Origin of the sequence: Oceanithermus profundus DSM 14977 (assembly GCF_000183745.1) — a bacterium.
Classification (GTDB): domain Bacteria; phylum Deinococcota; class Deinococci; order Deinococcales; family Marinithermaceae; genus Oceanithermus; species Oceanithermus profundus.
The window spans coordinates 1,885,124-1,909,010 of record NC_014761.1 but is presented as its reverse complement, the minus strand read 5'-3'; the positions used below and the strand labels follow the sequence as shown (position 1 = coordinate 1,909,010).

Here is a 23,887-nt window from a genome sequence, read left to right as displayed (position 1 = left end):
GACTTCTTTATCACCACGTACTACGTACCACGCACCACGTACCACGCACCCATTCACCTGCTCCTCGGGTCCAGCACCTCGCCCAGCGCGTCGCCCAGCAGGTTGATGCCCAGCACCACCAGGCTGATGGCCACGCCGGGGAAGGTGGCCACCCACCAGCCGCCGAAGTAGAGCACCTCGCGGCCGTCGGCCAGCATCTGGCCCCAGCTGGGCACTTCGGGGGGGACGCCCGAGAGGCCCAGGAAGCTGAGCGCCGCCTCGCTGACGATGATGCGGGCCAGCTCGAGCGTCGCCACCACGATCAGCGGGCCCGCGGCGTTGGGGAGCAGGTGGCGCGTAAGGATGCGCTGCGTCGGCGCCCCCAAGGCCCGCGCCGCCTGCACGAAGTCCTGCTCCTTGAGCGAGAGCACCGAGCCCCGCACCACCCGGGCGTAGACGACCCAGCTGGTGACGCCCAGGGTGAGGATCGTGTTCGTGAGGCTCGGACCCAGCGCGGCGATGATGGCGATCACGAGCAGGATGAAGGGCAGCGAGAGCTGGATGTCGCCCAGGCGCATGAGCAGGTCGTCGAGCCGGCCGCCGACGTAGCCGGAGACGAGGCCCAGCGGTACGCCGATGGCCATGCCGATGAGGACGCTGCTGATGGAGATGAGCAGCGAGAGCCGGGCGCCGTAGAGGATGCGCGCGAGCACGTCGCGTCCCAGGCGGTCGGTGCCGAGCAGGTGGCCCTCGGTGCCGGGGGGCTTGAGGCGCTGCGCCAGGTCCTGCAGCGTCGGGTCGTGGGGGCTCATCAGCGGCGCCAGCGCCGCGGTGAGCAGGAAGAGGCCGATGATCACCATTCCGGCCAGGGCGGCGGGGTTCCTGAGCAACCGTTTCATGCGTACCGCACCCTCGGGTCGAGCCACAGGTAGGCGAGGTCGACGATCAGGTTAACGAGCGCGAGCAGCAGCGCGAAGACGACCACCGTCGCCTGGACGACGGGGAAGTCGCGCTGGCTCACGGCGATGAGGACGAAGCGGCCGATGCCCGGCCAGGCGAAGATGGTCTCGGTGATCACCGCGCCCGAGAGCAGGGCCCCCAGCTGCAGACCGATGATGGTGACCACCGGAATCGCCGCGTTGCGCAGGGCGTGCTTGTAGACGACCACCCGGCCCGCGAGCCCCTTGGCGCGGGCGGTGCGCACGTGGTCGCTGCGCAGTTCCTGGATGACCCCGCTGCGGGTGAGGCGTGCGATGGAGGCGGTCACGAAGGTGCCCACGGTGATCGTGGGCAGGATCAGGTGCTTCCAGCTGCCCGCGCCCGAGATGGGCAGCCAGCGGAGCTCGAGCCCGAAGACCAGGATCAGCATCAGCCCCAGCCAGAAGACGGGGATCGACTGGCCCAGGAGCGCCAGCGTCATCGTCGCGAGCTCGGCGAGGCTGCCCTTGCGCACCGCCGCCAGCACCCCCGCGGGCACCCCCAGGGCCACCGCGAAGGCCAGCCCCCAGCCGGCGAGCAGCAGCGTGGGCCCCATGCGCACGAGGACCAGGTCGAGGGCCGGTTCTTCGGAGCGCAGGCTGGTGCCGAAGTCGCCCCGGGTCAGCTTGAGCAGGTAGCGGCCGTACTGGACGTAGAGCGGCTGGTCGAAGCCGTAGGCGCGGCGCAAGTCCTCGCGGGCCTCGGGGCTGGCGTCGAGGGGGAGGAGCAGGTTGACGGGGTCGCCCGAGAGGTAGAGCAGCCCGAAGGCCAGCGTGGCTGCGCCCCAGACGACGACGAGGACGAGCAGGAGCCTGCGCAGAACGTAGGTCAGCATCGGCGGCCCTCGGTTAAACCCCTCCCCCGATAACGCGGGGGAGGGGCGAGGCTTCGGTCATCGTTCCCCTACTTCACGATCTCGGCGTCGAAGGCCCAGATGAGCTCGTCGGGGCGCGGCTGCCACTTGACGCGCTTGTTCACGCCGTAGATGTCCTCCTGTTCGTAGAGGAAGATCCAGGGCGCGCCCGCACGCACGCGCTCGAGCGCCTGCTTGTAGAGCGCCTGGCGCTTGGCCTGGTCGACCACCGACTGGGCTTCGAGCACCGCCTTGTCGAACTCGGGGTCGGCCCAGTAGCTGAAACGGGTCTGCGGCGGGCCGCCCTCGACCGTGCCGCCGTAGAGCAGGGTGAAGAGGGTGTTGTCGGCGTCGAACTGGGCGTTGCCCCAGCCGATCAGCCAGGCGTCCGTGGGGATCTTGCGCTCGAGGATCTGCCCCACGTAGCTGCTCCACTCCTGCACCCGCAGCTCGACCTTCACGCCCACCTTGGCCAGCTGGCCCACGATGGCCTCGGCGACCTGGCGGTCGTTGAGGTAGCGGCCCGAGGGGCTGCCCATGGTGAAGCTGAAGCCGTTCGGGTAGCCGGCCTCGGCCAGCAGCTGCTTGGCCTTTTCGGGGTCGTAGGGGAAGGGCTCGCAGAGGGCCTCGTCGTAGCCGAAGATGTAGGGGTTGAGGGGGCAGCCCACGGGCACGCCGTTCCCGCCCAGCACGTGCTCGATGATGGACTTCTTGTCCACCGCGTAGTTGAGGGCCTGGCGCACCTTGGGGTCGTGCAGCGGTCCCTCGCCCTTCACGTCGAGGACGACGAAGATGTTGCGGATGCTGGGCACGGTGCGGGCCTCGGCCACGCCCGATCCGTTGACCACGGCCACGGCCTCGGGGGCGAGGTTGGTGATGATGTCCACGCCGCCGGTCATCAGCTCGGCGACCCGGCTCGAGGCCTCGGGGATGGGCCGGAAGACGACCTTCTTGATCCTGGGCTTGCCCGCCCAGTAGTCCTCGTTGGCCTCGAGGACGATCTCCTGGTCCTTGACCCAGCGCACGAACTTGTAGGGCCCGGTGCCCACCGGGTGGTTGGCGAAGTAGGCGTCGCCCTTCTCCTCGATGTACTGCTTGGGCACGACCCAGAAGTAGGTCAGGCGGGTGAGGAAGAGCGGGAAGGGCTTCTCGGTGGTGACCTTGAGGGTGTAGGGGCCCGTCACCTCCACGCTCTTGATGGGCTTGAAGTAGGTGCTGTACTTGAGCGGCTTGTCGGGGTTGAGCAGGCGGTCGAAGTTGAACTTGATGACCTCGGCGTTCAGCTCCTCACCGTTGTGGAACTTCACGCCCTTGCGCACGGTCAGTTCCCAGGTGAGGTCGTCCAGCGCCTTGGCCTCGCCCAACCAGGGTTCGTACTTCCCGTCGGGCGTGCGGCGGTAGAAGTTGTCGAAGATCTGAGCGGTCACGTTGCCCGTGGGCGTTTCCTGGTGGTTGACCGGGTCCAGGGTGGTGGCGTCCACACCCTGGGCGATCACCAGGGTGTCGCCGGCGGCCCAGGCGGGCAGCGCAGCGAGAATAAAAACCAGCAAGATCCCTATTTTTCGCATAATTACCCCCTCCTTGAGGATTCAGCCTAGCAGGAAAGCCCACACCGTTCAAGATTTTCGTATTTCTGCAGAACGTCGTGGGCGGGTAATCTTACGTCTTTCCGGCGGCCGCCGCCGAAGCCGTGGGGCGAGGCGCGGCTGGTAAGGTGGGGGCGTGTTCAGGAACCTGGGCGAATACCTGAAGGAGCTCGAGCGCCGCGGCGAGCTGGTGCGCGTGCGCGACGAGGTTTCCGCCGAGCTCGAGATCACCGCGCTGGCCGACGCCGCCTTCAAGTCGGGCGGGCCGGCGCTGCTCTTCGAAAACGTGCGCGGGCGCGACTTCCCGCTGGTCATCGGCCTCTACGGCACCCCCGAGCGCACCGCGCGGGCGTTGGGGGTGGAGAAGCTCGACGAGCTGGCCGCCAGGGTCCAGCGGCTGCTCGAGCTGAAGCCCGCAGGCGGCCTCGCCGGGGCGCTGGCGATGCTGCCCAAGCTGGGCGAACTCAAGGGGCTTTTCCCCAAGAAGGTGCGGCGCGCGCCGGTGCAGGAGGTGGTGCTTACCGGCGAGGCGGTCGACCTCGGCCGCCTGCCGGTGCAGACCTGCTGGCCCGCGGACGGCGGGCCCTTCGTCACCCTGCCCCAGGTCATCACGCGTGACCCCGAGACCGGCGAGTACAACGTGGGGATGTACCGCATGCAGGTCTTCGGACCGCGCACCACGGCGATGCACTGGCAGCTCTACAAGACCGGGCGCAAGCACTTCGAGAAGGCGCGGGCGCTGGGCCGGCGGCTCGAGGTGGCCGTGGCCCTGGGCGGCGACCCGGTGCTCGGCTACGCCGCCACCGCGCCGCTGCCCGAGCTGCCGGGGCTCTACGAGTACCACCTGGCCGGTTTTTTGCGCGGCCGTCCGGTCGAGCTGGTGAAGGCCAAGACGGTGGATCTGTGGGTTCCGGCCGAGGCCGAGTTCGTGCTCGAGGGGTACGTGGACCCGACCGAGCCCTTCGTCACCGAGGGGCCGTTCGGCGACCACACCGGCTTCTACACCCCGCCCTCGCCCTATCCGCGCTTCCACCTCACCGCCCTCACCCACCGCCGTGATGCGGTCTACCCCAGCACCATCGTCGGCCCCCCGCCCATGGAGGACGCCTGGCTGATCGAGGCCAGTGAGCGCATCTTCCTGCCGGCGGCGCAGCTGGTGATCCCCGAGATTCGCGACTACCACATGCCCCCCGCGGGCGTGGCCCACAACTGGGTGAACGTCGAGGTCGAAAAGGAATACGCCGGGCAGGGGTTCAAGGTGGCGAGCGGGCTCTTGGGCCTGGGGCAGATGATGTCCACCAAGGTCGTCGTCGTCACCAGCGACGCGCCGCCGAAGCCCGGTTTTGCGGCCCTTCTCGCGGCGGTGCGCCACCTGCGACCGGAGCGCGACGTGATCTTCGGCAAGGGGCCCACCGACGAGCTCGACCACGCCCCGCTGGCGGTGGGCTTTTCCGGCAAGTTGATTTTGGATGGGACCGTCAAACTCGCCGCCGAGGGCGGCCCTGCGCCCAAGCCGGGCCGGCCCGGCCCGGTGCCCCACCCCGATGTGGTGGCCCAGCACGCCTGGCCCGGGGTGCTGGCGGTGGCCGTCGAAAAGACCCGGCCCGGGCAGGTGCGCGAGCTGGCGCGCGCGCTGGCGGCGGACCCGGCGGTGCGCCTCTTGCTTGTGGCCGACGCCGAGATAAGCGTAAAAGACCCCGACGCGCTGATGTGGTGGGTGCTGGCCAACCTGGACCCGGCCCGCGACGCCTGGGTCGAGGCCGGGCGCGCCCTGGTGCTCGACGGCACCCGTAAGCTGCCCGAGGAGGGCGCCCGCCCCTGGCCCGAGGTGGCGCGGCTGGACGAGGCGACGCTCGAGCGCACCCGTCCGCTCGCCCGCGAGCTAGGCCTGGAGGGTTGACGAACGGGCGCGGAGTTCCGCGCCCGTTTGCTAAGGGGCCAGAGGGCCTAGTGCTGCACCTTGATCACGAAGGCGTCGTCTCCGCCCAGCGCGCTCTCACCGGGGTAGACGCCCTGGGTCGTGCCCGCCAGGTAGGCGTTGCCGGCGGCGTCGAGGCCGAAGCCCGCGATCCAGTCGCGGTTTTCGGTGGCGCCGTTGTCTTCGCTGGAGAGCTGGGTCAGCCAGATTTGCTGGCCAGTATCGCTCGCAAAGGCGGCAACCACCACGTCCATCCGGCCGTTAAGGGTAAAGCCGGGGAAGCTGCCCTGGGTGCGTCCGCTCACGATCAGGCGGCCGTTCGAACCCAGCGCCATGGTTTCTTTTTGGTCGTACTCAGAGGTTCCGAACTGGGTCGCCCAGACCATGTCTCCCGCGGAACCGGTTAGCTTGGCCACGAAGAGGTCGCTGTCGCCAAAAGCCGTCTGGCCGTCCAGGCTGCCGTTGGTGCTGCCCAGCAGGTAAACGTTGCCCGAGGCATCTACGACGATTTGCCCGGCGGACTCCCTGCCCGGGCCGCCAAACTGGGTGAGCCACAAAAGGCTGCCACTGCCGTTTAACTTGGCTACGTAGACGTCGTCGAGGCCGGCGTTGGTTTGGCCTGGAAAGCTCCCGGCGGTGCTTCCGTAGACGAAGACGTCGCCCGCCGCATCTACCAGGGTATCTCCGATGGTGACGTTGGAGTCGGCAACGAGGTCGTAATGCCAGAGGAGCCCCCCGTTCGCATCGGGGTCTCGCTTCTCGACGAACGCGTCCCTCCTGCCGGTTTGTGAATCTATCGTTCTGCCGCAATAGATCAGGTTGCCGTCCGGATCGAGGTCAAGAGTTTGGGTGCTGGCGAAGCTTAAGCTGCGGTCGAAGGACCAGGCCCACAGCGTTTCGCCGCTGGCGTCGAAGGCGGCCAGAAAGTTCGTTGGGTCGCTGTAGTCGGCGTTGGAGTCGGAGAAATCGCCGTAGGTTTCTCCGGCGACGTATATCTTTCCACCAGGACCGACGGCGTAGTCAGAGAGATACTCGTCTCCGGGGCCCCCGCTTTCCAGCTGGCTCTTCCAGGCGATGCTGCCGTCGGCGTTCAGTTTGAGCAGGATTACGTCGCTCGATTCGCCGGGGTTGCCGCCGCTGCCGTCGAAATCGCTTTGGGTGGTACCCATTGCGTAAACTTCTCCTAACGCACTGACGAATAGCTGGTGCAGGTTGTGGCTGTCGCCGTCGGAGTCGAACTCGGTTTTCCAGACCAGGTTTCCGTCGGCGTCGTGCTTGACCAGGAAGACGTTGCCTACAAAGCCGGTGTTCGTTCTCCTGCTATTGCTGCCGACCACGTAGGTATTTCCGGGGGCGTCGACGACCATGCCGCGAACGTCGTCGTCGTCTTCGCTGCCGAACTGGCTTGCCCAGAGCAGGGTACCGGCCACGGGGGCGCATTCGCGGGTCACCTCCACGGCCAGCGTGGCCGCGCCGCCCACGGTGAGCGTACCCGTTTGGGTGCCGGCCTCGGTGCAGGTCTCGGCCGAGACCTGGAGGCTCGCGGTCGCCCCGGCGTCGAGGTCGCCCGAAGCGGGGGCGACGTGGATCCAGCCGGCGCTGGCGCTCAGCGTGAACGGCTGGGCGCCGCCGCCGGCGTTCTTGAGCGTCAGTGTTTGCGCCGGGGGCGCCGCTTCGCCCACCTGCCCCGAGAAGGTGAGGGCGGTGGGGTCGGCCTGCCAGGCGGGCTTGGGCGAGCAGGCGTTCAGCACCAGCAGTGCCAGAGCGGCGAGTGCAGAGGTACGAATTCGCAGGTCGTCGTGGAAAGATTTCAGCATGTATAATTCCTCCTAAAAACGCTTGAGCATACCCAACGGGTCGAGGACGAACGTCCCCTTCGCGATGGACGTGTAGAATGCAGGCGATGAGAAAGCTCCTTCCGTTCGTGCTGGCCCTGTTGGCGCTGGCGACGGTGGCGCCAGCGCAGACCCTCGTCGAGGTGCAGCTCGTTACCGCCACCGCGCTGAAGCTGGACAGCCAGATCCGCTTGCCCAGCGGCTCCTACCGGGCCCTGGGCCCCGGCGTGAAGCGCTGGGTGGCCAAGGTGCGCGGCCGCGAGGGCTTCGGAAACTGGGAGGCCTACGCGGCCCGGGGGATCGCCAGGAACCTGCAGAACGCCTACGTCCACCAGGTGGCCAGCGCCTTCGCGGTGGCCGGCTACCTGCTGGGCGAGCAAAAGACCTTCCAGGTAGGCCAAGAGCGGCATACCCGCTACGTCTTCGAGTCCATGGACGGAAAGCGCGCCCTGCTCTACGTGATCGAGGCGCCCGACGCGCTCGTCTGGCTGGTGGGATGGGCGGGCTGACCTTTGCGCCCCGGCGGCGCGGCCATTAATATGGGGTGCGTATGCGCGTTATCGTCGTAGGCACCCGCGGGAGCCTCCTTGCCCTTACCCAAACCCGCTGGGCGGTCGAGCGGCTGAAGGAGAACTGGCCCGAGACCGAGTTCAAGATCAAGACGATCCAGACCAAGGGCGACCGCGGCGCCGACCCGCGGGAGCAGAACATCTTTGTGGGGGAGCTGGAAGAGGCCCTCCGCCGCGGCGAGATCGACATCGCCGTGCACTCGCTCAAGGACCTGCCCACCACCCAGCCCGAGGGCCTGGTGATTGCGGGAGTGCCCCGGCGGGTGGACCCGCGCGACGTCTTCATCGGGCGCAACAGCGTGGCCCGCATGGCCGACCTGCCCAAGGGGGCGCGCATCGGCACCAGCTCGGTGCGGCGGCGGGCGCAGCTGCTGGCCTGGCGCGACGACCTGGAGATCGTGCCGCTGCGCGGCAACGTCGATTCACGGCTCAAACGGCTGGTGAGCGAGGACCTGGACGGGATCATCCTGGCCGCGGCGGGGCTTTTGCGCCTGGAGATGCGCAACCGCATCGGCGAGTTCGTGGACCCCGAGATCCTGCTGCCGGCCCCGGGTCAGGGGGCGCTGGCGCTGGAGGTGCGCGAGGGCGACGACATGGCCGACGAACTGGCCTACAGCCTCAACCATGCCCCGACGCGTGCGCGGGTGCTGGCCGAGCGCGGCTTCCTGCACGGTCTGGGCGCGGGCTGCCTGGCCCCGGTGGGGGCGCTGGCGCAGATCGAGGACGACGTGCTGGTCCTCGACGCCGGGGTGCTCTCGCTGGACGGCAAGACGCTGATCCGCGGAGAGATCGAGGGGGACCCCGAAGAGGCCTGGGAGCTGGGGCTGGAGCTGGCCCGCGACGTGCTCGAAGCCGGCGGCCGCGAGGTGCTGGCCGAGGCGGCGGGCAACTAGTTCTCATACGCATTACTGAAAACCATCAGAATTTCCCGTATACTGGGGGCACTATGGCGATGAAGCGCCTGACGCGCCAACGCAAAGCCGTGCTCGACGTGGTGCAGAAGGCCCGCAACCACCCCGACGCCGCCTGGATCTACCAGGAAGTGCGCAAGATCGTGCCCAGCATCAGCCTGGGGACCGTCTACCGCACCCTCGAGGCCCTGGTTTCGGAGGGCCAGATCGCGGTGCTGGCGCGCGCCGGCGAGGCGACCCGCTACGACGCCAACCCGGTGCCGCACCACCACCTGATCTGCGAGCGCTGCGGCGAGATCGTCGACCTCGAGGTCGAGCTGCCCGACCTGCTCGCCCCCGCGCGCGCGGCGTACCCGGAGCTCACGATCCACGAGGCCAAGGTGGAGTTCCGCGGGCTCTGCCCCGCCTGCCGCCAGACCCTGCGGTCTTGAGCCGGGAGCTGCTCGAGCGCCTGGCCCGCCGGGGGATGACCCCCGGACTCGAACGCATACGCGATCTGCTCGCCCGCCTGGACCACCCGGAGCGGGCGTTTCGCGTCGTCCTGGTCGGCGGCACCAACGGCAAGGGCAGCACCGCCCGGGCGCTGGCGCGCATCCTGCAGGCCTCCGGCGAGCGGGTGGGGCTGTTCACTAGCCCCCACCTGCTGGACGTGCGCGAGCGCATCGAGGTGAACGCTGCGGCGATCGCCCCCGAGGCCCTGGACGACCTGCTGGTCCGCCTTGCGCCCCGGCTGGAGGCCGGCGGCGCCAGCTACTTCGAAGCCCTCGCCGCCGCGGCCCTCGTCCACTTTGCCGAGCAGGGGGTCACGACCGCGGTCCTGGAGGTGGGGTTGGGCGGACGTTTCGACGCCGTGAACGCCGCCGATCCGGTGCTTTCGATCATCACCAACGTGGCCCTCGACCACACGGACTGGCTGGGGCCCACGCTCGCCCACGTCGCCCGGGAGAAGGCGGGGATCCTGCGTCCGGGCCGGCCCGCCCTCACCGCGGCGACCGGCGCGGGCGCGGACTTTCTGGCGGCCGCGGCGCGGGCACGGGGCGCCCGGCTCGAGCGGGTGGCGCCGTCGCACGTCGAGGTCCACGGCTACGGCGTCGCCTTCGCGCTGGGCGGCGGGGTCTACGCCGCGCCGCTGATGGGCCGGCACCAGGCGGCGAACCTGGCGCTGGCGGTGCGCGCGGCGCGGGAGCTGGGCGCGGACGAGGCCGCGGTGCGCGCGGGGCTGGCCGCGGTGCGCCATCCGGGGCGGCTCGAGTACCGCCCCGCGGAGCGCCTCCTCCTCGACGGGGCCCACAACCCCGCCGGTGCCCGGGCGCTGGCCCGGGCGCTCGCCGACTACTTTCCCGCGGGCCCCAAGATCCTGGTCTTCGCGGCCTCCCGCGACAAGGACGCGTCCGGCATGGCCGCGGCGCTGGCGCCGGCGTTCGAGGCGGTCTGGCTCACCCGTTACCCGGGCGCGCGCGCGGCCGATCCCGCGGCGCTGGCGCGTTTCTTCCCGGCCGCCCGCGTTGAACCCGACCCGCAGGTCGCCCTCGAGCGCGCGCTCGAGGCGCGTCCGCCCGGGGGGCTGGTGGTGGCCGCGGGCAGCCTCTACCTGCTGGGGGCGCTGATGCGGGAACGCGCGGGCTTCCCCGCCGAACCTCCGCGCTAGGCGGGCCGCCAGGGCCGGACCCCGCCCGCGTCCATCCCCGAGAGCAGCTCGGCGGCCGTCCGGTCCAGGAGCGGGTGGCGCCAGTCCGGGGCCACGTCCGCGAGCGGCACCAGCACGAAGGCGCGCTCGTGCAGGTGCGGGTGCGGCAGCGAGAGCCCCGGGAGCTCGAGCACCCGCCCCCCCAGGTCGAGCAGGTCGAGGTCGAGGGTGCGCGGGCCCCAGCGTTCGCGCCGCACCCGGCCGTGGGCGCGCTCGATCGCGAGCAGCGCCTCGAGCAGCTCCAGGGGTTCGAGCTTGGTTTCCACGGCCAGCACCGCGTTGAGGTAGGGCCCCTGTTCCCCGGGCCCCACGGGCTCGGTTTCGTAGACGCGCGAGAGCCCCGCGAGCCGCACCCCCGGCCGGCGCGCGAGCGCGGCGACCGCGCCGAGCAGGTGCCCGGCGCGGTCGCCCAGGTTGGATCCCAGCGCCACGAGGGCGCGCGTGCCCGTCACGCTCCCAGCCTAACCTAGCTGGGTTCGACGATGCCGCGGCGTTCGAGGTAACGGTAGACCGAGACCTTGACGAAGTCGTTGAAGAGGAACCAGACGAAGGCGTAGACCCAGAGGAAGGCCGCCCAGCTCCAGCCCATCGGGGTCATGACGTGGCCGAAGAACCAGCCGTAGACGCCGATCAGGGTCCCCAGCACCGCCGTGGACATCGTGGCCCAGAAGAGGATGGCCGAGGGGTAGGGTTTCGTCCAGAACCAGCGGTCGTAGGTGCGGGTGTTGTAGAGGGTGCCGTGACCGGCGACGATCAGCTTGACGAAGAAGATCGTCTGGATCAGGTCGTGCGGCAGCTGCCAGACCACCACCGTGAGGTAGAAGAGCAGGAAGGAGGAGAGCAGGCCCGCCACCCCCATCCAGCCGGAGACCGAGAGCACCTCGTGCATGTTCCAGCGAACCGGGTTCCGGGCCACCTTGGCGTTGTCGTAGGCGATCGTCAGGATGGGCAGGTCGTTGAGCAGCGCCAGGATGATGATCATCAGCGCGGTGACGGGGTAGAAGTTGAAGAAGGTGATCGTGGCCCACATCAACAGCACCACCCGCACGGTCTCGGCGATGCGGTAGATGGAGTAGCTCTTCATGCGCTCGAAGATCTGGCGCGCCAACTCCACCGCCTCCACCATGACCCGCAGCCCCGGCGCCAGCAGCACCAGGTCGGCCGCGGCGCGGGCGGCGTCGGTGGCGCCCTGAACGGCGATCCCGCAGTCGGCCTTCTTGAGCGCGGGCGCGTCGTTGACGCCGTCGCCGGTCATGGCCACGTAGTGGCCCGCCTTTTGCAGCTTGTCGACGATGAAGTACTTGTCCTCCGGGTAGACCTGGGCGAAGCCGTCGGCGCCCTCGACGAGCTCCACGATCTCGGATTCGTGGCGGTGCACCGTGCCCAGGTGTTCGCGCTCGAAGATCTGGGTCAGGTCCTCGACGACCCGGTGGGTGAAGCGCCGCACTTCGGCCTCGTCGGCGTCCGGTTTGAAGGCCTCGAAGAGGTCGCGGGTGAGCACCTCGGCGAGGACCTGCCACTCCTTCATCCCCGCCTCGCGCAGCTCGCGCACGTCCAGGATCCGCTCGCCAATGCCCAGCACCCGGGCGATGTAGCGGGCGATGGCGACGTGGTCGCCGGTGATCATCTTGACGTCGAGGCCCAGCTTGCGCGCCTGGGCCACGACCTCGGCGGAGTCGGGGCGCGGGGGGTCGTAGAGGGGGATGAGGCCCACGAAGCGCGTCTTCCCGTTCCCCTCGCGCACGGCCACGCCCAGCACCCGGAAGCCGTTTTCGGCGAGGCGCTCCAGCTCCTGGTTGACCGCGTCGGCGTCGTCGAGGCTTTCCTCGCAGAGCTGCAGGATGACCTGGGGCGCCCCCTTGGTCACCCACAGCTCCTTTCCGTCGCAGCGCACCGTGGCTTCGGTGCGCTTGCGCACCGGGTCGAAGGGGACGAAGTCGGTGACCTGGCAGGCGCCCAGGCGGCGGTCGAGGCTGAGCTTCTTGGCCTCGTTGAAGATGGGTTCCTCGATGGGGTCGTGGTTTTCCTCGCGTGAGGCCAGCAGCGCGTAGAAGATCACGTCGGCCGCCTGGAAGGGGGGGTGGGGCCGGATGCGCTCGATCGTCATGCGGTTCTGCGTGAGCGTTCCGGTCTTGTCCGCGGTGAGGACGTCCACCCCGGCCAGCTCCTCGATGGCGGCGAGCTTGCGCACGATCGTCTGCCGCTTCGCCAGCTCGAGGGCGCCGACGGCCATGGTCACGGTCAGCACCGCGGGCAGCGCCACCGGGATCGAGGCCACGGTGAGCACCAGGGCGAAGCGCAGCAGCTCGAGCAGGTTTTCCTGCCGGAACAGCCCCACGATCAGGATGATCACCACCAGCGCGATCGTCATCACGATCAGCGCGTCGCCGATCTGGATGACCGCGCGCTGGAAGTGGCTGCGCTCCTCGCGCTCCGCCTTGGCGACGAGCGCCACGGTGCGCCCGAAGTAGGTGTGGGTGCCGGTGGCCACCACGACGGCCCGCGCTTCCCCTTGCTTGACGACGCTGCCGGAGTAGAGGGGGTCGCCGGCCTTCTTGCTGGCCGGCAGCGACTCCCCGGTGAGCGCCGACTGGTCCACCTGCAGGTAGGTCTCGTCGACGAGCACGGCGTCGGCGGGGATCAGGTCGCCCATCCGCAGCCGCAGCACGTCGCCGGGGACGAGGTCGCGCACGTCGACTTCCTGCCAGCGGCCGTCGCGCAGCACCCGCGCTTTGCGCGCCAGCCGCTGCTGCAGCACCTTGAGGGCGGAGATCGCCTTCGACTCCTGCCAGAAGTCCACCCCGGCGTTGACGAAAAGAAGGACGAGGATGATCGTGAAGTCCTCCCACTTGCCCACGAGCGCCGAGAGCAGCGCGGCCACTTCGATCATCCAGGGGATGGGCCCCCAAAACCGCTTCAGCAGCCGTATCCAGACGCTCTCTTCCCGTTCCGGAACCTCGTTGGGGCCGTACCGCTCGAGCCGCGCCTGCGCCTCGCTCTCCGTCAGGCCCTTTTCCAGCGAGGTCGCCAGCCGACCCGCCAGCTCCTCGGGGTCAAGGCCCTTCAGCTCGTCCACGCGAAAAGGAGCGGCGTTCTTGGTGTCCGGCATAAACGACACCTCCAGCCCTTAGGGTACTGCGCTCAAGTTTTATTATATAGGGTCATTCGCCCGCAGGACGTTTCTTCGTCACCTCGGCGTAGACGTCGCGGAAGACCCCCGGCAGCGGCGCGTGGGGCTTGTGCACCCGCACGACCAGCGCCTCCACCTTGGGGAAGGCGCGCAGCAGGCGCTCGGCCAGCGCGTCGGCGAGCGCCTCGATCAGGTAGAACCGCTCGCCCGTGACCACCTCGGCCACCAGCCGGTGGACCTCGGCGTAGTCCACGGTGGCCGCCAGCCGGTCGCCCCGGCCCTCGTAGGCGATCTCCAGCTCGACGTCGACGATGAAGCGAGCGCCGAGCGCCCCCTCCTCGGGTTTGACGCCGTGCCGTCCGTAGAACTCGAGCCCCGTGAGCGCGATCTTGCCCATCTAGCCCTCCACCGCGTTCCAGACCGCCAGCGCCTCGGCGTGCGCGGCCACGTCGTGCACCCGCAGGATCCGGGCCCCCCGCCGCGCCGCGGTCAGGTGGGCCGCCACGCTGCCGCAGACGCGGTGCTCCGGCGCTTCCACCCCGGTCAACTCGCCGATCGTGCGTTTGCGGCTCAGCCCCACGAGCAGCGGGTGCCCCAGGGCGGCGAGCTCGTCGAGCCGCCGCAGCAGCTCGAGGTTGTGCTCGAGCCGCTTCCCGAAGCCGAAGCCGGGGTCGAGCACGACCGCGGGTACCCCGGCGGCCAGCGCCCCTTCGGCCTGGTGCCGCAGGAAGCCCGCGACCTCGCGCACCACGTCGGCGTAGCGGGCGTGCTGCATCATCGTCTGGGGGTCGTTCACGGGGCTGTGCATGATCACCACCGGCGTCTGGTGCTCGGCGGCCAGCCGCACCATGCGCCCGTCGCGCAGCCCCCCCACGTCGTTGAGCAGGTGCGCCCCCAGCGCCAGCGCCTCAGCGGCCACTTCGGGCTTGCGGGTGTCGATGCTGACGGGCAGGCCCAGCTCGAGGACCGCCTCGAGCACCGGCAGCAGCCGCCGTTTCTCCTCGCTCGCGCTCACCGGCGCCGCGCCGGGACGGGTGGACTCGCCGCCGAGGTCGATCAGGTCGGCCCCCTGGGCCTTCAGGGTCCGGGCCCGGGCGAGCGCGGATTCCACGTCGAGGTAGCGCCCGCCGTCGGAGAAGGAGTCCGGGGTGACGTTGAGGACCCCCATCAGCCGGGGGCGGCTGAGGTCGAGGGTGCGGCCGCGGAGTTGCAGTTTCACCCCGGCATTATACGCGGGGCACCGGTCCCCGGCCGCCTGCGCTAGGCTGAGGACAGGAGGAAAGGAGGCCCTGATGAGCGGAGTTCTCGCAGCCGTGGACCTGGGCTCGGGTTCGGAAGCGGTGCTCGCGAGCGCGGAGGTGCTGGCGCGGGCGCTGGGGCGTCCGCTCGTGGCCATGCACGTGGTGGCCGACGGCTACCTGCGCTCGGCGCCGCGGCGTTTCGCAGAGGTGTGGGAGCCGGAGCTGGAACCGCTCTTCGAGCAGGCCAGCGCGGCCCTGGGTCGGCTGGCGCGGAAGAAGCTCGAGCGCCTCGCCCCCGAAGGGGCCGAGCTGAAGCTGCCGCACGGCAACCCCACCCAGGAGGTGGCCGCGGAGGCGCGCCAGCAGGCGCTGGCGGTGCTGGCCTCCGAGGGGAGCACACCCCTCGAGCGGGTGGCCCGCGGCGGCGTCTCGCGTTACCTGATGCACCGGGGCGAGGTGCCCGTGCTCTCGGTGCGGCCCGACCGGCCGCTCCAGCGTTTGGGCCGGTTGGGCGTGGCCGTCGACGATTCCAGCGCCTCGCTGGCGGCGCTCCGGGTCGCGTCGCGGCTGGCCGAGGCGGCGGGGGGCGAGCTCGTGGCCTTTCACCTCGTCAGCGTGGGGCCGCAGAGCTGCTGCGTGCCCCAGTACCTGCCGCCCGAGGCGCTGGAGGCCGCCGACCTCGACCGCCGGGCCGAGGCGGCGCTGCGCGAGGCGCTGGGCTACGAGGGGCCGCTCGTCGTCGCCCGCGGCGAGGAGATCGAGGGGCTGCTCGAGCTCTCGCACGAACACGGCGTGGACCTGCTGGCGCTCGGTTCCAAGGCCAAGAGCAGCCACTGGACGCGATTGGGCCGCAGCGTCGTCGGCCTGCTCTACAAGGCCGACCTGCCGCTCCTCGTCGTTCCCGAGGCCGCGCACCTCTAGCGCCCTGGCTCAGACGCTATACTGGGTCCAGTGAGGCCCCATACGACCCCGTGGTACCTGAGCCTTTCGGCCTACTGGTTCGCCACCAGCTTCAAGTGGTTCCTGGTGCTGCTCGTGCTGCTGCCGGCGCGGGTGGCCGAGCTGGTCGACCCGGCCGAAAAGGCCACGCGGCTGGGCTGGCTGTTCGCCGTGGGCGCGGTCATGGCCTTCGTGGGGCCGCCGGTCTTCGGCTTCCTGTCCGACCGCTTCCCCTCCCGCTGGGGTCGCCGCATGCCCTACCTGGGCGCAGGGGCGCTGCTCACCGCCGTGGGGCTGGTCTGGATGGCCTACGCCCCCAGCTACTGGAGCCTCTTCGTCGCCTACATCGTTCTGCAGCTCGCCGACGATCTGGCCACCGGGCCGTACTCGGCGCTGATCCCCGACCTGGTCCCCCACGAGCGCCGCGGCACCGCCTCGGGGTGGATGGGGGCGCTGCAGGTATCGGCGCAGATCGCCGCCGGAGTGGTGGGTTTTACCGTCGCCCACCTGCCCCTGCTCTTCTGGATCACCGCCGGGCTCAACCTCGTCGCCGCGGCCTGGACGTTGCTGGTCATCCGCGAAGCGCGGGGGGTTCCCGGCCGGCGCGAGGGCTTCGTGGAAAGCATGCTGGCGCCCTGGAAGAACCCCGACTTCCGCTGGGTCTGGGGCACGCGCTTCCTGGTGATGTTCGGCCAGTACGTGGTGCAGACCTACCTGCAGTACTACCTGGCCGACGTGGTGCGCGTCTTCACGCTCTGGGGCCGCAGCGTCGCGACCCAGGCCTTCCAGGCGGTGGCGCTCTTGGGGCTGGTCATCTCCGCGGGCGCGGCGGTCAGCTCGGTGCCCGCGGGCCGCTGGTCCGACCGGGTGGGGCGCAAGCGGCCCATCTACCTCGCGGGCGCGGTGATGGCCTTCGTGATCCTCCCCCTGCTGCTGGTCCCGCGCTACGACGTGCTCGTCTTTGTGGCCCTGCTCTTCGGCCTCGGCTACGGCGCCTACACCGCCGTGGACTGGGCCCTGGCCACCGACGTGCTGGGGGCGCCCGAGGCGCACGCGACCGACATGGGGATCTGGCAGACTTCGATCGTCCTCCCCCAAATCCTGGCCGGCTCCCTGGGCGGAATGGTGGACCTGCTCAACCGTTCGCAGCCGGGTTCCGGGTACACCGCGCTGTTCCTGCTGGCCGCGGCGGGGTTCGTGCTGGGCACCGTGCTGGTTCGTCAGGTGCGCAGCGTTCGTTAGGTTGAATATCCATGCACACCCCGGGTAGCATTAGGGGGCTGGCGAGGAAGGAGGCCCCGAGTGGATTTCCTATTAAGCTTTTCCCGCCTTATCGACGCCCTCAACGAGGCCGTGGGCCGCTTGGTGTCCTGGCTGACGCTCCTGATGGTCGTCATCGGCGTGTACAACGCGGTCACGCGAAAACTTTCGCAGACCATCGGCGTGGACCTGAGCTCGAACACCTACATCGAGCTGCAATGGTACATGTTCGCCCTCGTCTTCATGTGGGGCGCGGCCTACACCCTCAAGCACAACGCGCACGTCCGCGTGGACATCATCTATTCCCGCCTGTCGGAACGCGGTAAGGCCTGGGTCGACGTCTTCGGCACCGTGCTCTTCCTGCTGCCCTTCACAGCGGTGGTGCTCTGGACCGCCTTTCCGATCGTCTTCGAGTCCTGGAAGATCCACGAGATGTCGCCCGACCCCGGCGGGCTGCCGCGCTACCCCATCAAGGCGGCGCTGATCGTCGCCTTCGTGTTGCTCTTCCTGCAGGGCCTTAGCGAGCTGATCAAGCGCATCGCCCTGCTCACCGGCCATCAGGTCGCGCTCGCCTCCGGAAGCGAAGAGGAGCCCTCGCTATGAACCCCGATCTTCTTGGCCCCTTGATGTTCGCCGCGGCCTTCGTCTTCATCTTCACCGGTTTCCCCGTGGCGTTCTCGTTGGCGGGCACCGCGCTCGTCTTCATGCTGATCGGCATCTCGCACGACATCATGAGCTTCAACCTGATGTCGGCGCTGCCCGAACGCATCTTCGCGATCTACGAGAACTACACCCTCCTGGCCGTGCCCTTCTTCATCTTCATGGGCACGATGCTCGAGCGCTCCGGGCTCGCCGAGAACCTGCTGCGTACGATGGGCATCCTCTTCGGCCCGCTGCGCGGCGGGCTCGCCATCAGCGTGGTCGTGGTGGGCACCCTGCTCGCCGCGGCGACCGGCGTGGTCGGCGCCACCGTGGTGGCCATGGGGTTGATCAGCCTGCCGGTGATGCTGCGCTACGGCTACTCCAAGGAGCTGGCCACCGGGGTGATCGCCGCCTCGGGGACGCTGGGGCAGGTGATCCCGCCCTCGATCGTGCTCATCGTGCTCGCCGACCAGCTGCAGGTCTCGGTGGGCGACCTCTTCGTGGGCTCGCTCATCCCGGGCCTCAGCCTCTCGGCGATGTACATCCTCTACGTGGTGGCCGTGGCCCTCTTCAAGCCGAAGGCCGCGCCCGCGCTGCCGCCCGAGGAGCGCGACCTTCACGGCTGGCAGTTGTTCAAGGAAGTCATGCTGGTGATGATGCCGCCGCTGGTGCTGATCCTGTTGGTGCTGGGCAGCATCTTCGCCGGGCTGGCCACGCCCACCGAGGCCGGCGCCTTCGGCGCCCTGGGCGCCATCTTCCTGGCCATGCTCTACCGCAGCTTCAACCTCAAGGCCCTCGTCGACACCATGGACGCCACGGCCAAGCTTACCAGCATGGTGATGCTGATCCTGGTGGGCTCCACGGCCTTCTCGCTCGTCTTCCGCGGCCTCTACGGCGACATCTGGGTCGAGGACCTGCTCCTCAACCTGCCCGGGGCCGAGGTGGGCTTCTTGATCACCGTCAACCTGATCATCTTCATCCTCGGCTTCTTCATCGACTTCTTCGAGATCGCCTTCATCATCATTCCGCTGGTGGCGGGGCCCGCGGCCACGCTGCTCGCGCCGCTCTTCCCGGAGGCGCTCGAGCCCACCCGCCTGGCGCTCGTCTGGTTCGGGATCATGATCGGCATGAACCTGCAAACCTCGTTCCTGACGCCGCCCTTCGGGTTCTCGCTCTTCTACCTGCGCGGGGTCTCGCCCCCCGAGGTCTCGACGATGCACATCTACCGCGGCGCGGTGCCGTTCATCGCCATCCAGATCATCGGCCTCACCCTGATGATCGTCTTCCCGCACATCGCCACCTGGCTGCTCACGGTGACCTCTTCGGGCTACTAGGGCGGCCGTCCAGGCCCGCCGACCAACTCAAACGCACCCCCGGCCGCGGCCGGGGGTGCGCTCGTATTTCGCGTGGCGCCGGTTCTAGGAGCGCGAAGCGACGTACTGCAGGTAGGCGGATTCGGCGGTGCCGTACCAGCGGTAGATGTCCTCGCGGAAGGCCTTCCAGTCGGTGTAGACCTTCTCGTAGAACTTGTCGGAGGAGGCCAGCTCGTCGAAGAGGGCGAAGGCTTCCTTGCGGGCCGCGTCCATGATCTCGTTGGAGAAGCGGCGCAGCTTCACGCCCTTGGCCAGCAGACGCTTGAAGGCCGGCGGGTTCTTGAAGTCGTAGTCGACCATCATCTGCTGGTTGGCCTCGGCGGCCGCGGTCATGTAGATCTGCTGGTACTCCTTCGGCAGGTCGTTCCAGGCCTTGAGGTTGACGAAGGTGTGCAGCGTGGGGCCCGGCTCCCACCACCCGGGGTAGTAGTAGTACTTGGCGACCTTGTAGAAGCCCTGCTTCTCGTCGTCGTAGGGGCCGACCCACTCGGTGGCGTCGATGGCGCCGCGCTCGAGCGCGGGGTAGATCTCGCCGCCCGCGAGCACCTGCACGGTCACGCCCAGGCGCGCCATCACCTTGCCGCCCAGGCCGGGGATGCGCATCTTGAGGCCCTTGAGGTCGGCGACGCTGTTGATCTCCTTACGGAACCAACCGCCCATCTGCACGCCGGTGTTGCCGGCGGGGAAGCCGATCATGTTGAAGTCGGCGAAGAGCTCGTTGAGCAGCTTGTTCCCGTTGCCGTCGTAGAGCCAGGCGTTCTGCTGACGGAAGTTGAGGCCGAAGGGCAGCGCGGTGGCGAAGGCGAAGGCCGGGTGCTTGCCGATGTAGTAGTACCCGGCGGTGTGGCCCGCCTGCACGGTGCCCTGCTGGACGGCGTCCACGACCTTGAGGCCGTGCACGATCTCGCCGCCTGCGTAAACGCGGATGTCGAAGTTGCCGTCGGTCATCGCGCGCACGCGGTCGGCGATCGTTTCCGCGCCGCCGTAAATGGTGTCCAGCGCCTTGGGCCAGCTGGTGGCCATGCGCCAGCGGATCTTCTTCTTGGTCTGGGCGAAGACCGGACCGAAGACGGTGCTCGCAGCGACGCCGGCCGCTGCCTTCTTCATAAAATCACGACGTTTCATTCCATGCCCTCCTTTTAGGTACCGCGTTGTTACGGCTCGATTATACGGTCACAGCCGAAACCTGCGCAAGGCCGGCTGCGACGGCGTCGGAAAGAATTAGTATGCAATGTAGAAATAGGTTTCCTTCACGTCGCGCACCTGAGCGTAGCTCTGTTTGAAGTACAGCCGCAGGCGGTCGTTGAACCCGTCGGTGCTGTACACGCCGCGGAAGTAGACGCTTCCCGGGCGGGTGTCGGTGTAGATCGCCCGCACCCGTTGCTCGCCGGTGGGGTAGTCCACGACGTAGCGGCGCCGCATGCTGGGCAGGGGCAGCACGTGCGTGCCCGCGGTAAGGTAGACGCCGTGCTCGAACTCGTAGGTGCGGCCGTCGGGGTCGATGGCCACGAGGCTGACGTAACCGGGCCGGCGCAGCGTGATCACGAACTGCACCTCCTCCCCGACGCGGTAGGTGGCGCCCTGACCGCGGTCGGGTTCGAAGCGCGCGATCACGTCGGCCAGGCCGAACTCGACGGAGACCCCCACCTGGACGTCTCCGGGCCGGAGGGTGATCGTACACGCAGACAGCAGGGCGCTGAGCCCCAAGAGCAAGAGCATCCTTTTCATGGCACCTCCCCAGTTCCAGTCTAGCCGCCGCGGATGAAAGCCGCGGGCGGGAAGATTAAGGCGCTTTAAGGCGGATCCCACAAACCCGCCTGGGCCACCGGAGCGAAGCGGCGGCGGTGCTGGGGGCAGGGGCCCAGCCGCGCCAGACAGGCGAGGTGTTCGGCGGTGCCGTAGCCCTTGTGCCGTGCGAAGCCGTAGCCGGGGTAGCGGCGGTGCAGGCCGACCATGATCCGGTCGCGCACCACCTTGGCGAGGATGGAGGCGGCCGCCACGCTGGGGCTTTGCGCCTCGGCGCGGGCGGGGGCCAGCAGCGGAAGTTCGGTCTCCAGGAAGAGGTAGTCGGTGACGAGCGCCTGGGGCGCGATGCGCAGACGGGCCAGCGCCCGCTGGGCGGCGCAGTGGGTGGCGCGCAGCACCCCGAGCCGATCCACCTCGGCCGCGCTGCAGGCACCCACCCCCCAGGCCAGCGCGTGCCGCTGCAGGTGGTCGAGCAGCTGCTCGCGCCGCCGCGGCGTCAGCCGCTTCGAGTCGCGGTAGGGGTGCCGCCCCGGGGCGAGCACCACCGCGGCGGCTACGACGGGGCCGGCGAGCGCCCCGCGGCCGGCTTCGTCGACCCCGGCGACCCTGAGGCCCTGGCGCCAGAACTCCCGCTCAAGCACGGCTGCGCTCTTCGAGCTCCTTCCTGAAGACCTCGATGACCTCTTCGGGGCGGTCGGCGAGCCGCAGCAGGCCGGGATCCTGCGGGCCCACGGCCTGGCGTTCGGCCAGCGTGTCGTGGATCCAGGCCTCGAGCCCCCGCCAGTAACCGCGGTCCATGGCGAAGAGGGGGAAGGGGTGCACCTTGCCCGTCTGCAGCAGGACGAGCACTTCGGTGAGCTCGTCGAGGGTTCCGAACCCACCCGGAAGCACCACGAAACCCACCGCGTAGCGCACGAACATCACCTTGCGCACGAAAAAATAGCGGAACTGCAGGCTGTGGGTCTGGTAGTGGTTGGGGTGCTGCTCGTGCGGCAGCTCGATGTTCAGCCCCACGGACACCCCTCCGGCTTCGTACGCCCCCTTGTTGACCGCCTCCATGATGCCGGGGCCGCCCCCGGTGACCACCCCGAAGCCGGCCTTGGCGAGCTCGCGCCCCAGCTCCTCCCCCAGCGCGTACGAGGGGTGGTCGGGGCCGAAGCGCGCCGATCCGAAGACCGAGACCAGCGGCACCTCGATCCCCGAGAGCAGCTCGAAGCCGTCCACGAACTCCGCGAGGATACGGAAGAGGCGCCAGGAATCCGTGTAGTGCAGCCGGTCGATGACCCCGCGTTCGTTGACCATGCCCTCAGTGTAGGCCAGCCGACGCGGGGGAGGCGCCGTCCGGCGTACAACGGGGCATGGAGCTAGCCGTCGTCGTTCTGGCCGGTACCGAAACCCACGGCGACCTGGGGCGCCTGGCGAACGCTTTGGAAACGGCCGCCGAAGCCGCGGACGCGGGGGCGGACGTCGAGCTCGTCTTCGACGGCGCGGCCGTCCGCTGGGTCGCACGGCTCGAGGACCCGGACCACAAGCACCACGCCCTGTGGCGCGGCTTGAAGCCGCGCGCCGGAGCCTGCGTCTACTGCGCCCGCGCCTTCGGGGTGCTCGCGGTCGTGCGCGCGGCGGGGGTAAAACTGCTGAACGAGCACCGCGGCCACCCCAGCCTTTACGGCCGGCTGGCGCGGGGCGCCGCCGTCCTCACGTTTTGAGGTTCAGGGGGCCGGGCTCGTCCACTCCTGATAGAGGAAGCCGTCGAGGTAGAGCTTGAACCGGGCGTCGCCCTTCACCCGGACGCTGCCCTCGAGGGTGCTGCCGCCCTGGGCGAAGGTGTCGATGGGCGTGCGTTCGCCGCCGTCGTCGGCGACGACGAGGCGCACGTGCACGGGGGCCTGGGTCCCGCTGGCGGGCAGCGGCACCCGGATGGGGACGATGCGTTCTCCAGGGGCGAGGTCGGGCGGCGGCGGCGTTTCGGTTTCCGTCGCCGGGGTCTCGGGGGGCGTTTCCTGCGGGGCCGGCGGCGCCATGAATCCCTGCTCGGGGAGCAGCACCTCGCCCCGCCCGGCCACGGTCACCACCACCGGGCTGCCCACGTCGAGGGCGACGCCCGCGGGGGGCGACTGGGCCAGCACCGTGCCCTCGGGCTGCGGGGAGGGCAGGGTCTGCACCTCGCCCAGGCGCAGCTCCGCGACCGAGATCAGGTAGCGCGCCTCTTCCAGGTTGAGTCCGGTGAGCTCGGGCAGCACGGTCTTGCGCGGCGCGGGGCCGTCGGAGGTGAGGAGGCGCACCGTGGCCCCCTGGGGCAGCGGCGCGTCCGCGGGCGGCGCGCTGGCCAGCACCGTGCCTTCGGGCTCCTCGCTGTATCCCGTGGCCGCGGCCCCGGGCAGGTAGCCGGCCTCTTCGAGCGTTCGTTGCGCGTCGCTCAGCGGCTGCCCCGCGAGCGGCGGCACCCGGCCGTCCTTGGGCCGGTTGAGGACGAGCTCGAGGGCGCGTCCGGGTTTGACCCGGGTCCCCGGAGGCGGGTTTTGTTCCAGGATCAGATCGCGCGGCCGGTCCGGCTCGCTGGCCATGGTGAAGGTGACCTTGAGCCCCATGTTCTTGACCGCTTCCAGCGCGGTGCGCGGGTCCTGGCCGCGCAGGTCGGGGATCGTGAACTCGGGAGGGTTCAGGTAGCGCGCGCTGCCGGCGGCGAAGAGCCACAGCCCCAGCACGGCCAGGAGCAGCCCCGGCACCCAGGAGGCGGCGCGGTTCCCGCGCCCCGGCCGCGCCGAGGGCAGGGCCCGCAGAAAGCGCCCGCCGAGGCGCTCGATCTCGGCCTCGTCGTGCTCGCTCAGAGGGTCGAGGGCGGCCACGCGCACCCCGTCCTCGTTCAAACGCAGATCAAGGTCCGGCAGCGCGAACCCCAGCGGCCTGAGCGCCTCCAGGATTCGGCCCACCTCACGCACGACCTTGCGTCCCTTGGCGGGCAGGGCCGAAGGGGCCTCGCAGGACGGCCAGAAGACGTAGTACTGCCCGGGTTTGGCGCTGATTTCCAGGCCCTCGGGCAGCACCCCCAGGGCGGAGAGGGCCTTGAGCGCCTTGCGAAAACGGAAGAAGACGGCGCGCGCCTCGGGGCCCCGGACGTCGAACCAGTACAGGCGGCCCTCGGCGCCGGACGGGCTTCGTGCGCGCCACACCGTGAGGAAGTCTTCGCGGCGTTCCTGCTGCACGGTTTCGTAGGGGCCGTAGCGCTCGGGCATCTCC

General features: G+C 69.6%; 23 protein-coding genes. 10 read left to right on the top strand and 13 right to left on the bottom strand.

Annotation, left to right across the window (positions count from 1 at the left end; all coding sequences use genetic code 11):
* Positions 1-53: 53 nt before the first annotated feature.
* The 3 genes from OCEPR_RS09500 to OCEPR_RS09490 all read right to left on the bottom strand — a co-directional run bounded on the left by OCEPR_RS09500 (position 54) and on the right by OCEPR_RS09490 (position 3,378).
* The gene (locus OCEPR_RS09500) at positions 54-878 is read right to left on the bottom strand and encodes an ABC transporter permease (RefSeq protein WP_013458504.1); all 825 of its coding nucleotides are present in this window, start codon (positions 876-878) and stop codon (positions 54-56) included.
* Positions 875-1,792: an ABC transporter permease gene (locus OCEPR_RS09495; RefSeq protein ID WP_013458503.1), complete on the bottom strand. Its 918-nt coding sequence runs from the start codon at positions 1,790-1,792 to the stop codon at positions 875-877. The genes OCEPR_RS09500 and OCEPR_RS09495 overlap by 4 nt, the downstream gene beginning before the upstream one ends.
* Positions 1,793-1,860: 68 nt before the next feature.
* On the bottom strand, positions 1,861-3,378 hold the full coding sequence (locus OCEPR_RS09490; RefSeq protein WP_013458502.1) for an ABC transporter substrate-binding protein: 1,518 nt from the start codon (positions 3,376-3,378) through the stop codon (positions 1,861-1,863).
* 154 nt (positions 3,379-3,532) lie between these two features.
* Between OCEPR_RS09490 and OCEPR_RS09485 the strand changes: the two genes are divergently transcribed.
* Positions 3,533-5,296 (top strand): menaquinone biosynthesis decarboxylase, encoded by a 1,764-nt coding sequence (locus OCEPR_RS09485; protein ID WP_013458501.1) that lies wholly within the window; start codon positions 3,533-3,535, stop codon positions 5,294-5,296.
* Positions 5,297-5,343: 47 nt separating this feature from the next.
* Here the strand turns inward: OCEPR_RS09485 and OCEPR_RS09480 are convergent, their stop codons facing one another.
* Positions 5,344-7,131: an SBBP repeat-containing protein gene (locus OCEPR_RS09480; protein WP_013458500.1), complete on the bottom strand. Its 1,788-nt coding sequence runs from the start codon at positions 7,129-7,131 to the stop codon at positions 5,344-5,346.
* Between the two features lie 86 nt (positions 7,132-7,217).
* Between OCEPR_RS09480 and OCEPR_RS09475 the strand changes: the two genes are divergently transcribed.
* From OCEPR_RS09475 to OCEPR_RS09460, 4 genes are read left to right on the top strand one after another with little or no spacing between them, the layout of a single operon-like run.
* Positions 7,218-7,658 carry a hypothetical protein gene (locus OCEPR_RS09475; protein ID WP_041554186.1) on the top strand — a complete coding sequence of 147 codons (441 nt, stop codon included), beginning with the start codon at positions 7,218-7,220 and terminating at the stop codon, positions 7,656-7,658.
* Positions 7,659-7,699: 41 nt separating this feature from the next.
* Positions 7,700-8,611 carry a hydroxymethylbilane synthase gene (gene hemC / locus OCEPR_RS09470; protein WP_013458498.1) on the top strand — a complete coding sequence of 304 codons (912 nt, stop codon included), beginning with the start codon at positions 7,700-7,702 and terminating at the stop codon, positions 8,609-8,611.
* A 53-nt stretch (positions 8,612-8,664) separates the two neighbouring features.
* A complete protein-coding gene (gene perR, locus OCEPR_RS09465) occupies positions 8,665-9,060 on the top strand; it encodes a manganese-dependent transcriptional regulator PerR (protein ID WP_013458497.1) in 396 nt (131 codons plus the stop codon).
* Positions 9,057-10,277 carry a bifunctional folylpolyglutamate synthase/dihydrofolate synthase gene (locus OCEPR_RS09460; RefSeq protein ID WP_013458496.1) on the top strand — a complete coding sequence of 407 codons (1,221 nt, stop codon included), beginning with the start codon at positions 9,057-9,059 and terminating at the stop codon, positions 10,275-10,277. Before perR ends, OCEPR_RS09460 begins: the two co-directional genes overlap by 4 nt.
* On the opposite strand, the gene folK is transcribed toward OCEPR_RS09460, so the two are convergent.
* The 4 genes from folK to folP are packed head-to-tail and all read right to left on the bottom strand — an operon-like array spanning position 10,274 to position 14,614.
* A complete protein-coding gene (gene folK, locus OCEPR_RS09455; protein ID WP_013458495.1) occupies positions 10,274-10,768 on the bottom strand; it encodes a 2-amino-4-hydroxy-6-hydroxymethyldihydropteridine diphosphokinase in 495 nt (164 codons plus the stop codon). The two genes, OCEPR_RS09460 and folK, sit on opposite strands and share 4 nt — an antisense overlap.
* A 14-nt stretch (positions 10,769-10,782) precedes the next feature.
* A complete protein-coding gene (locus OCEPR_RS09450; RefSeq protein ID WP_013458494.1) occupies positions 10,783-13,425 on the bottom strand; it encodes a plasma-membrane proton-efflux P-type ATPase in 2,643 nt (880 codons plus the stop codon).
* 52 nt (positions 13,426-13,477) lie between these two features.
* Positions 13,478-13,843 carry a dihydroneopterin aldolase gene (gene folB / locus OCEPR_RS09445; RefSeq protein WP_013458493.1) on the bottom strand — a complete coding sequence of 122 codons (366 nt, stop codon included), beginning with the start codon at positions 13,841-13,843 and terminating at the stop codon, positions 13,478-13,480.
* Complete coding sequence (gene folP, locus OCEPR_RS09440; protein WP_049773600.1) at positions 13,844-14,614, bottom strand: dihydropteroate synthase; 771 nt, start codon at positions 14,612-14,614, stop codon at positions 13,844-13,846.
* Between the two features lie 124 nt (positions 14,615-14,738).
* Here folP and OCEPR_RS09435 point away from each other — a divergent pair, with 124 nt between their 5' ends.
* From OCEPR_RS09435 to OCEPR_RS09420, 4 genes are read left to right on the top strand one after another with little or no spacing between them, the layout of a single operon-like run.
* Entirely contained in the window at positions 14,739-15,608 is an 870-nt protein-coding gene (locus OCEPR_RS09435) for a universal stress protein (RefSeq protein ID WP_013458491.1), read from the top strand.
* 30 nt (positions 15,609-15,638) lie between these two features.
* Positions 15,639-16,868, top strand: a complete 1,230-nt coding sequence (locus OCEPR_RS09430; RefSeq protein WP_013458490.1) for an MFS transporter — start codon at positions 15,639-15,641, stop codon at positions 16,866-16,868.
* A 60-nt stretch (positions 16,869-16,928) separates the two neighbouring features.
* A complete protein-coding gene (locus OCEPR_RS09425) occupies positions 16,929-17,489 on the top strand; it encodes a TRAP transporter small permease subunit (protein WP_013458489.1) in 561 nt (186 codons plus the stop codon).
* The gene (locus OCEPR_RS09420; protein ID WP_013458488.1) at positions 17,486-18,862 is read left to right on the top strand and encodes a TRAP transporter large permease; all 1,377 of its coding nucleotides are present in this window, start codon (positions 17,486-17,488) and stop codon (positions 18,860-18,862) included. The genes OCEPR_RS09425 and OCEPR_RS09420 overlap by 4 nt, the downstream gene beginning before the upstream one ends.
* Before the next feature lie 84 nt (positions 18,863-18,946).
* On the opposite strand, the gene OCEPR_RS09415 is transcribed toward OCEPR_RS09420, so the two are convergent.
* The 4 genes from OCEPR_RS09415 to OCEPR_RS09400 all read right to left on the bottom strand — a co-directional run bounded on the left by OCEPR_RS09415 (position 18,947) and on the right by OCEPR_RS09400 (position 21,949).
* Positions 18,947-20,026 carry a TRAP transporter substrate-binding protein gene (locus tag OCEPR_RS09415; protein ID WP_013458487.1) on the bottom strand — a complete coding sequence of 360 codons (1,080 nt, stop codon included), beginning with the start codon at positions 20,024-20,026 and terminating at the stop codon, positions 18,947-18,949.
* Positions 20,027-20,122: 96 nt separating this feature from the next.
* Positions 20,123-20,629 carry a DUF4384 domain-containing protein gene (locus OCEPR_RS09410; RefSeq protein ID WP_013458486.1) on the bottom strand — a complete coding sequence of 169 codons (507 nt, stop codon included), beginning with the start codon at positions 20,627-20,629 and terminating at the stop codon, positions 20,123-20,125.
* 65 nt (positions 20,630-20,694) lie between these two features.
* Entirely contained in the window at positions 20,695-21,288 is a 594-nt protein-coding gene (locus tag OCEPR_RS09405; protein ID WP_013458485.1) for a ribonuclease HII, read from the bottom strand.
* Complete coding sequence (locus OCEPR_RS09400; protein ID WP_013458484.1) at positions 21,281-21,949, bottom strand: LOG family protein; 669 nt, start codon at positions 21,947-21,949, stop codon at positions 21,281-21,283. Before OCEPR_RS09400 ends, OCEPR_RS09405 begins: the two co-directional genes overlap by 8 nt.
* Positions 21,950-22,005: 56 nt before the next feature.
* Here OCEPR_RS09400 and OCEPR_RS09395 point away from each other — a divergent pair, with 56 nt between their 5' ends.
* A complete protein-coding gene (locus OCEPR_RS09395) occupies positions 22,006-22,356 on the top strand; it encodes a DsrE family protein (protein WP_013458483.1) in 351 nt (116 codons plus the stop codon).
* A gap of 3 nt (positions 22,357-22,359) precedes the next feature.
* On the opposite strand, the gene OCEPR_RS09390 is transcribed toward OCEPR_RS09395, so the two are convergent.
* On the bottom strand, positions 22,360-23,883 hold the full coding sequence (locus OCEPR_RS09390; RefSeq protein ID WP_148229290.1) for a PASTA domain-containing protein: 1,524 nt from the start codon (positions 23,881-23,883) through the stop codon (positions 22,360-22,362).
* Positions 23,884-23,887: the final 4 nt, after the last annotated feature.

What these genes read in the sequence shown, in the direction of transcription:
- OCEPR_RS09390 (WP_148229290.1), bottom strand. Translation starts at nt 23,883, where the DNA reads ATGCCCGAGCGCTACGGCCCCTACGAAACCGTGCAGCAGGAACGCCGC.
- OCEPR_RS09410 (WP_013458486.1), bottom strand. Translation starts at nt 20,629, where the DNA reads ATGAAAAGGATGCTCTTGCTCTTGGGGCTCAGCGCCCTGCTGTCTGCG.
- folP (WP_049773600.1), bottom strand. Translation starts at nt 14,614, where the DNA reads ATGGGGGTCCTCAACGTCACCCCGGACTCCTTCTCCGACGGCGGGCGC.
- OCEPR_RS09435 (WP_013458491.1), top strand. Translation starts at nt 14,739, where the DNA reads ATGAGCGGAGTTCTCGCAGCCGTGGACCTGGGCTCGGGTTCGGAAGCG.
- OCEPR_RS09500 (WP_013458504.1), bottom strand. Translation starts at nt 878, where the DNA reads ATGAAACGGTTGCTCAGGAACCCCGCCGCCCTGGCCGGAATGGTGATC.
- OCEPR_RS09480 (WP_013458500.1), bottom strand. Translation starts at nt 7,131, where the DNA reads ATGCTGAAATCTTTCCACGACGACCTGCGAATTCGTACCTCTGCACTC.
- OCEPR_RS09400 (WP_013458484.1), bottom strand. Translation starts at nt 21,949, where the DNA reads ATGGTCAACGAACGCGGGGTCATCGACCGGCTGCACTACACGGATTCC.
- OCEPR_RS09450 (WP_013458494.1), bottom strand. Translation starts at nt 13,425, where the DNA reads ATGCCGGACACCAAGAACGCCGCTCCTTTTCGCGTGGACGAGCTGAAG.
- OCEPR_RS09490 (WP_013458502.1), bottom strand. Translation starts at nt 3,378, where the DNA reads ATGCGAAAAATAGGGATCTTGCTGGTTTTTATTCTCGCTGCGCTGCCC.
- hemC (WP_013458498.1), top strand. Translation starts at nt 7,700, where the DNA reads ATGCGCGTTATCGTCGTAGGCACCCGCGGGAGCCTCCTTGCCCTTACC.
- OCEPR_RS09415 (WP_013458487.1), bottom strand. Translation starts at nt 20,026, where the DNA reads ATGAAACGTCGTGATTTTATGAAGAAGGCAGCGGCCGGCGTCGCTGCG.
- perR (WP_013458497.1), top strand. Translation starts at nt 8,665, where the DNA reads ATGGCGATGAAGCGCCTGACGCGCCAACGCAAAGCCGTGCTCGACGTG.
- OCEPR_RS09475 (WP_041554186.1), top strand. Translation starts at nt 7,218, where the DNA reads ATGAGAAAGCTCCTTCCGTTCGTGCTGGCCCTGTTGGCGCTGGCGACG.
- OCEPR_RS09395 (WP_013458483.1), top strand. Translation starts at nt 22,006, where the DNA reads ATGGAGCTAGCCGTCGTCGTTCTGGCCGGTACCGAAACCCACGGCGAC.
- OCEPR_RS09495 (WP_013458503.1), bottom strand. Translation starts at nt 1,792, where the DNA reads ATGCTGACCTACGTTCTGCGCAGGCTCCTGCTCGTCCTCGTCGTCGTC.
- OCEPR_RS09420 (WP_013458488.1), top strand. Translation starts at nt 17,486, where the DNA reads ATGAACCCCGATCTTCTTGGCCCCTTGATGTTCGCCGCGGCCTTCGTC.
- folB (WP_013458493.1), bottom strand. Translation starts at nt 13,843, where the DNA reads ATGGGCAAGATCGCGCTCACGGGGCTCGAGTTCTACGGACGGCACGGC.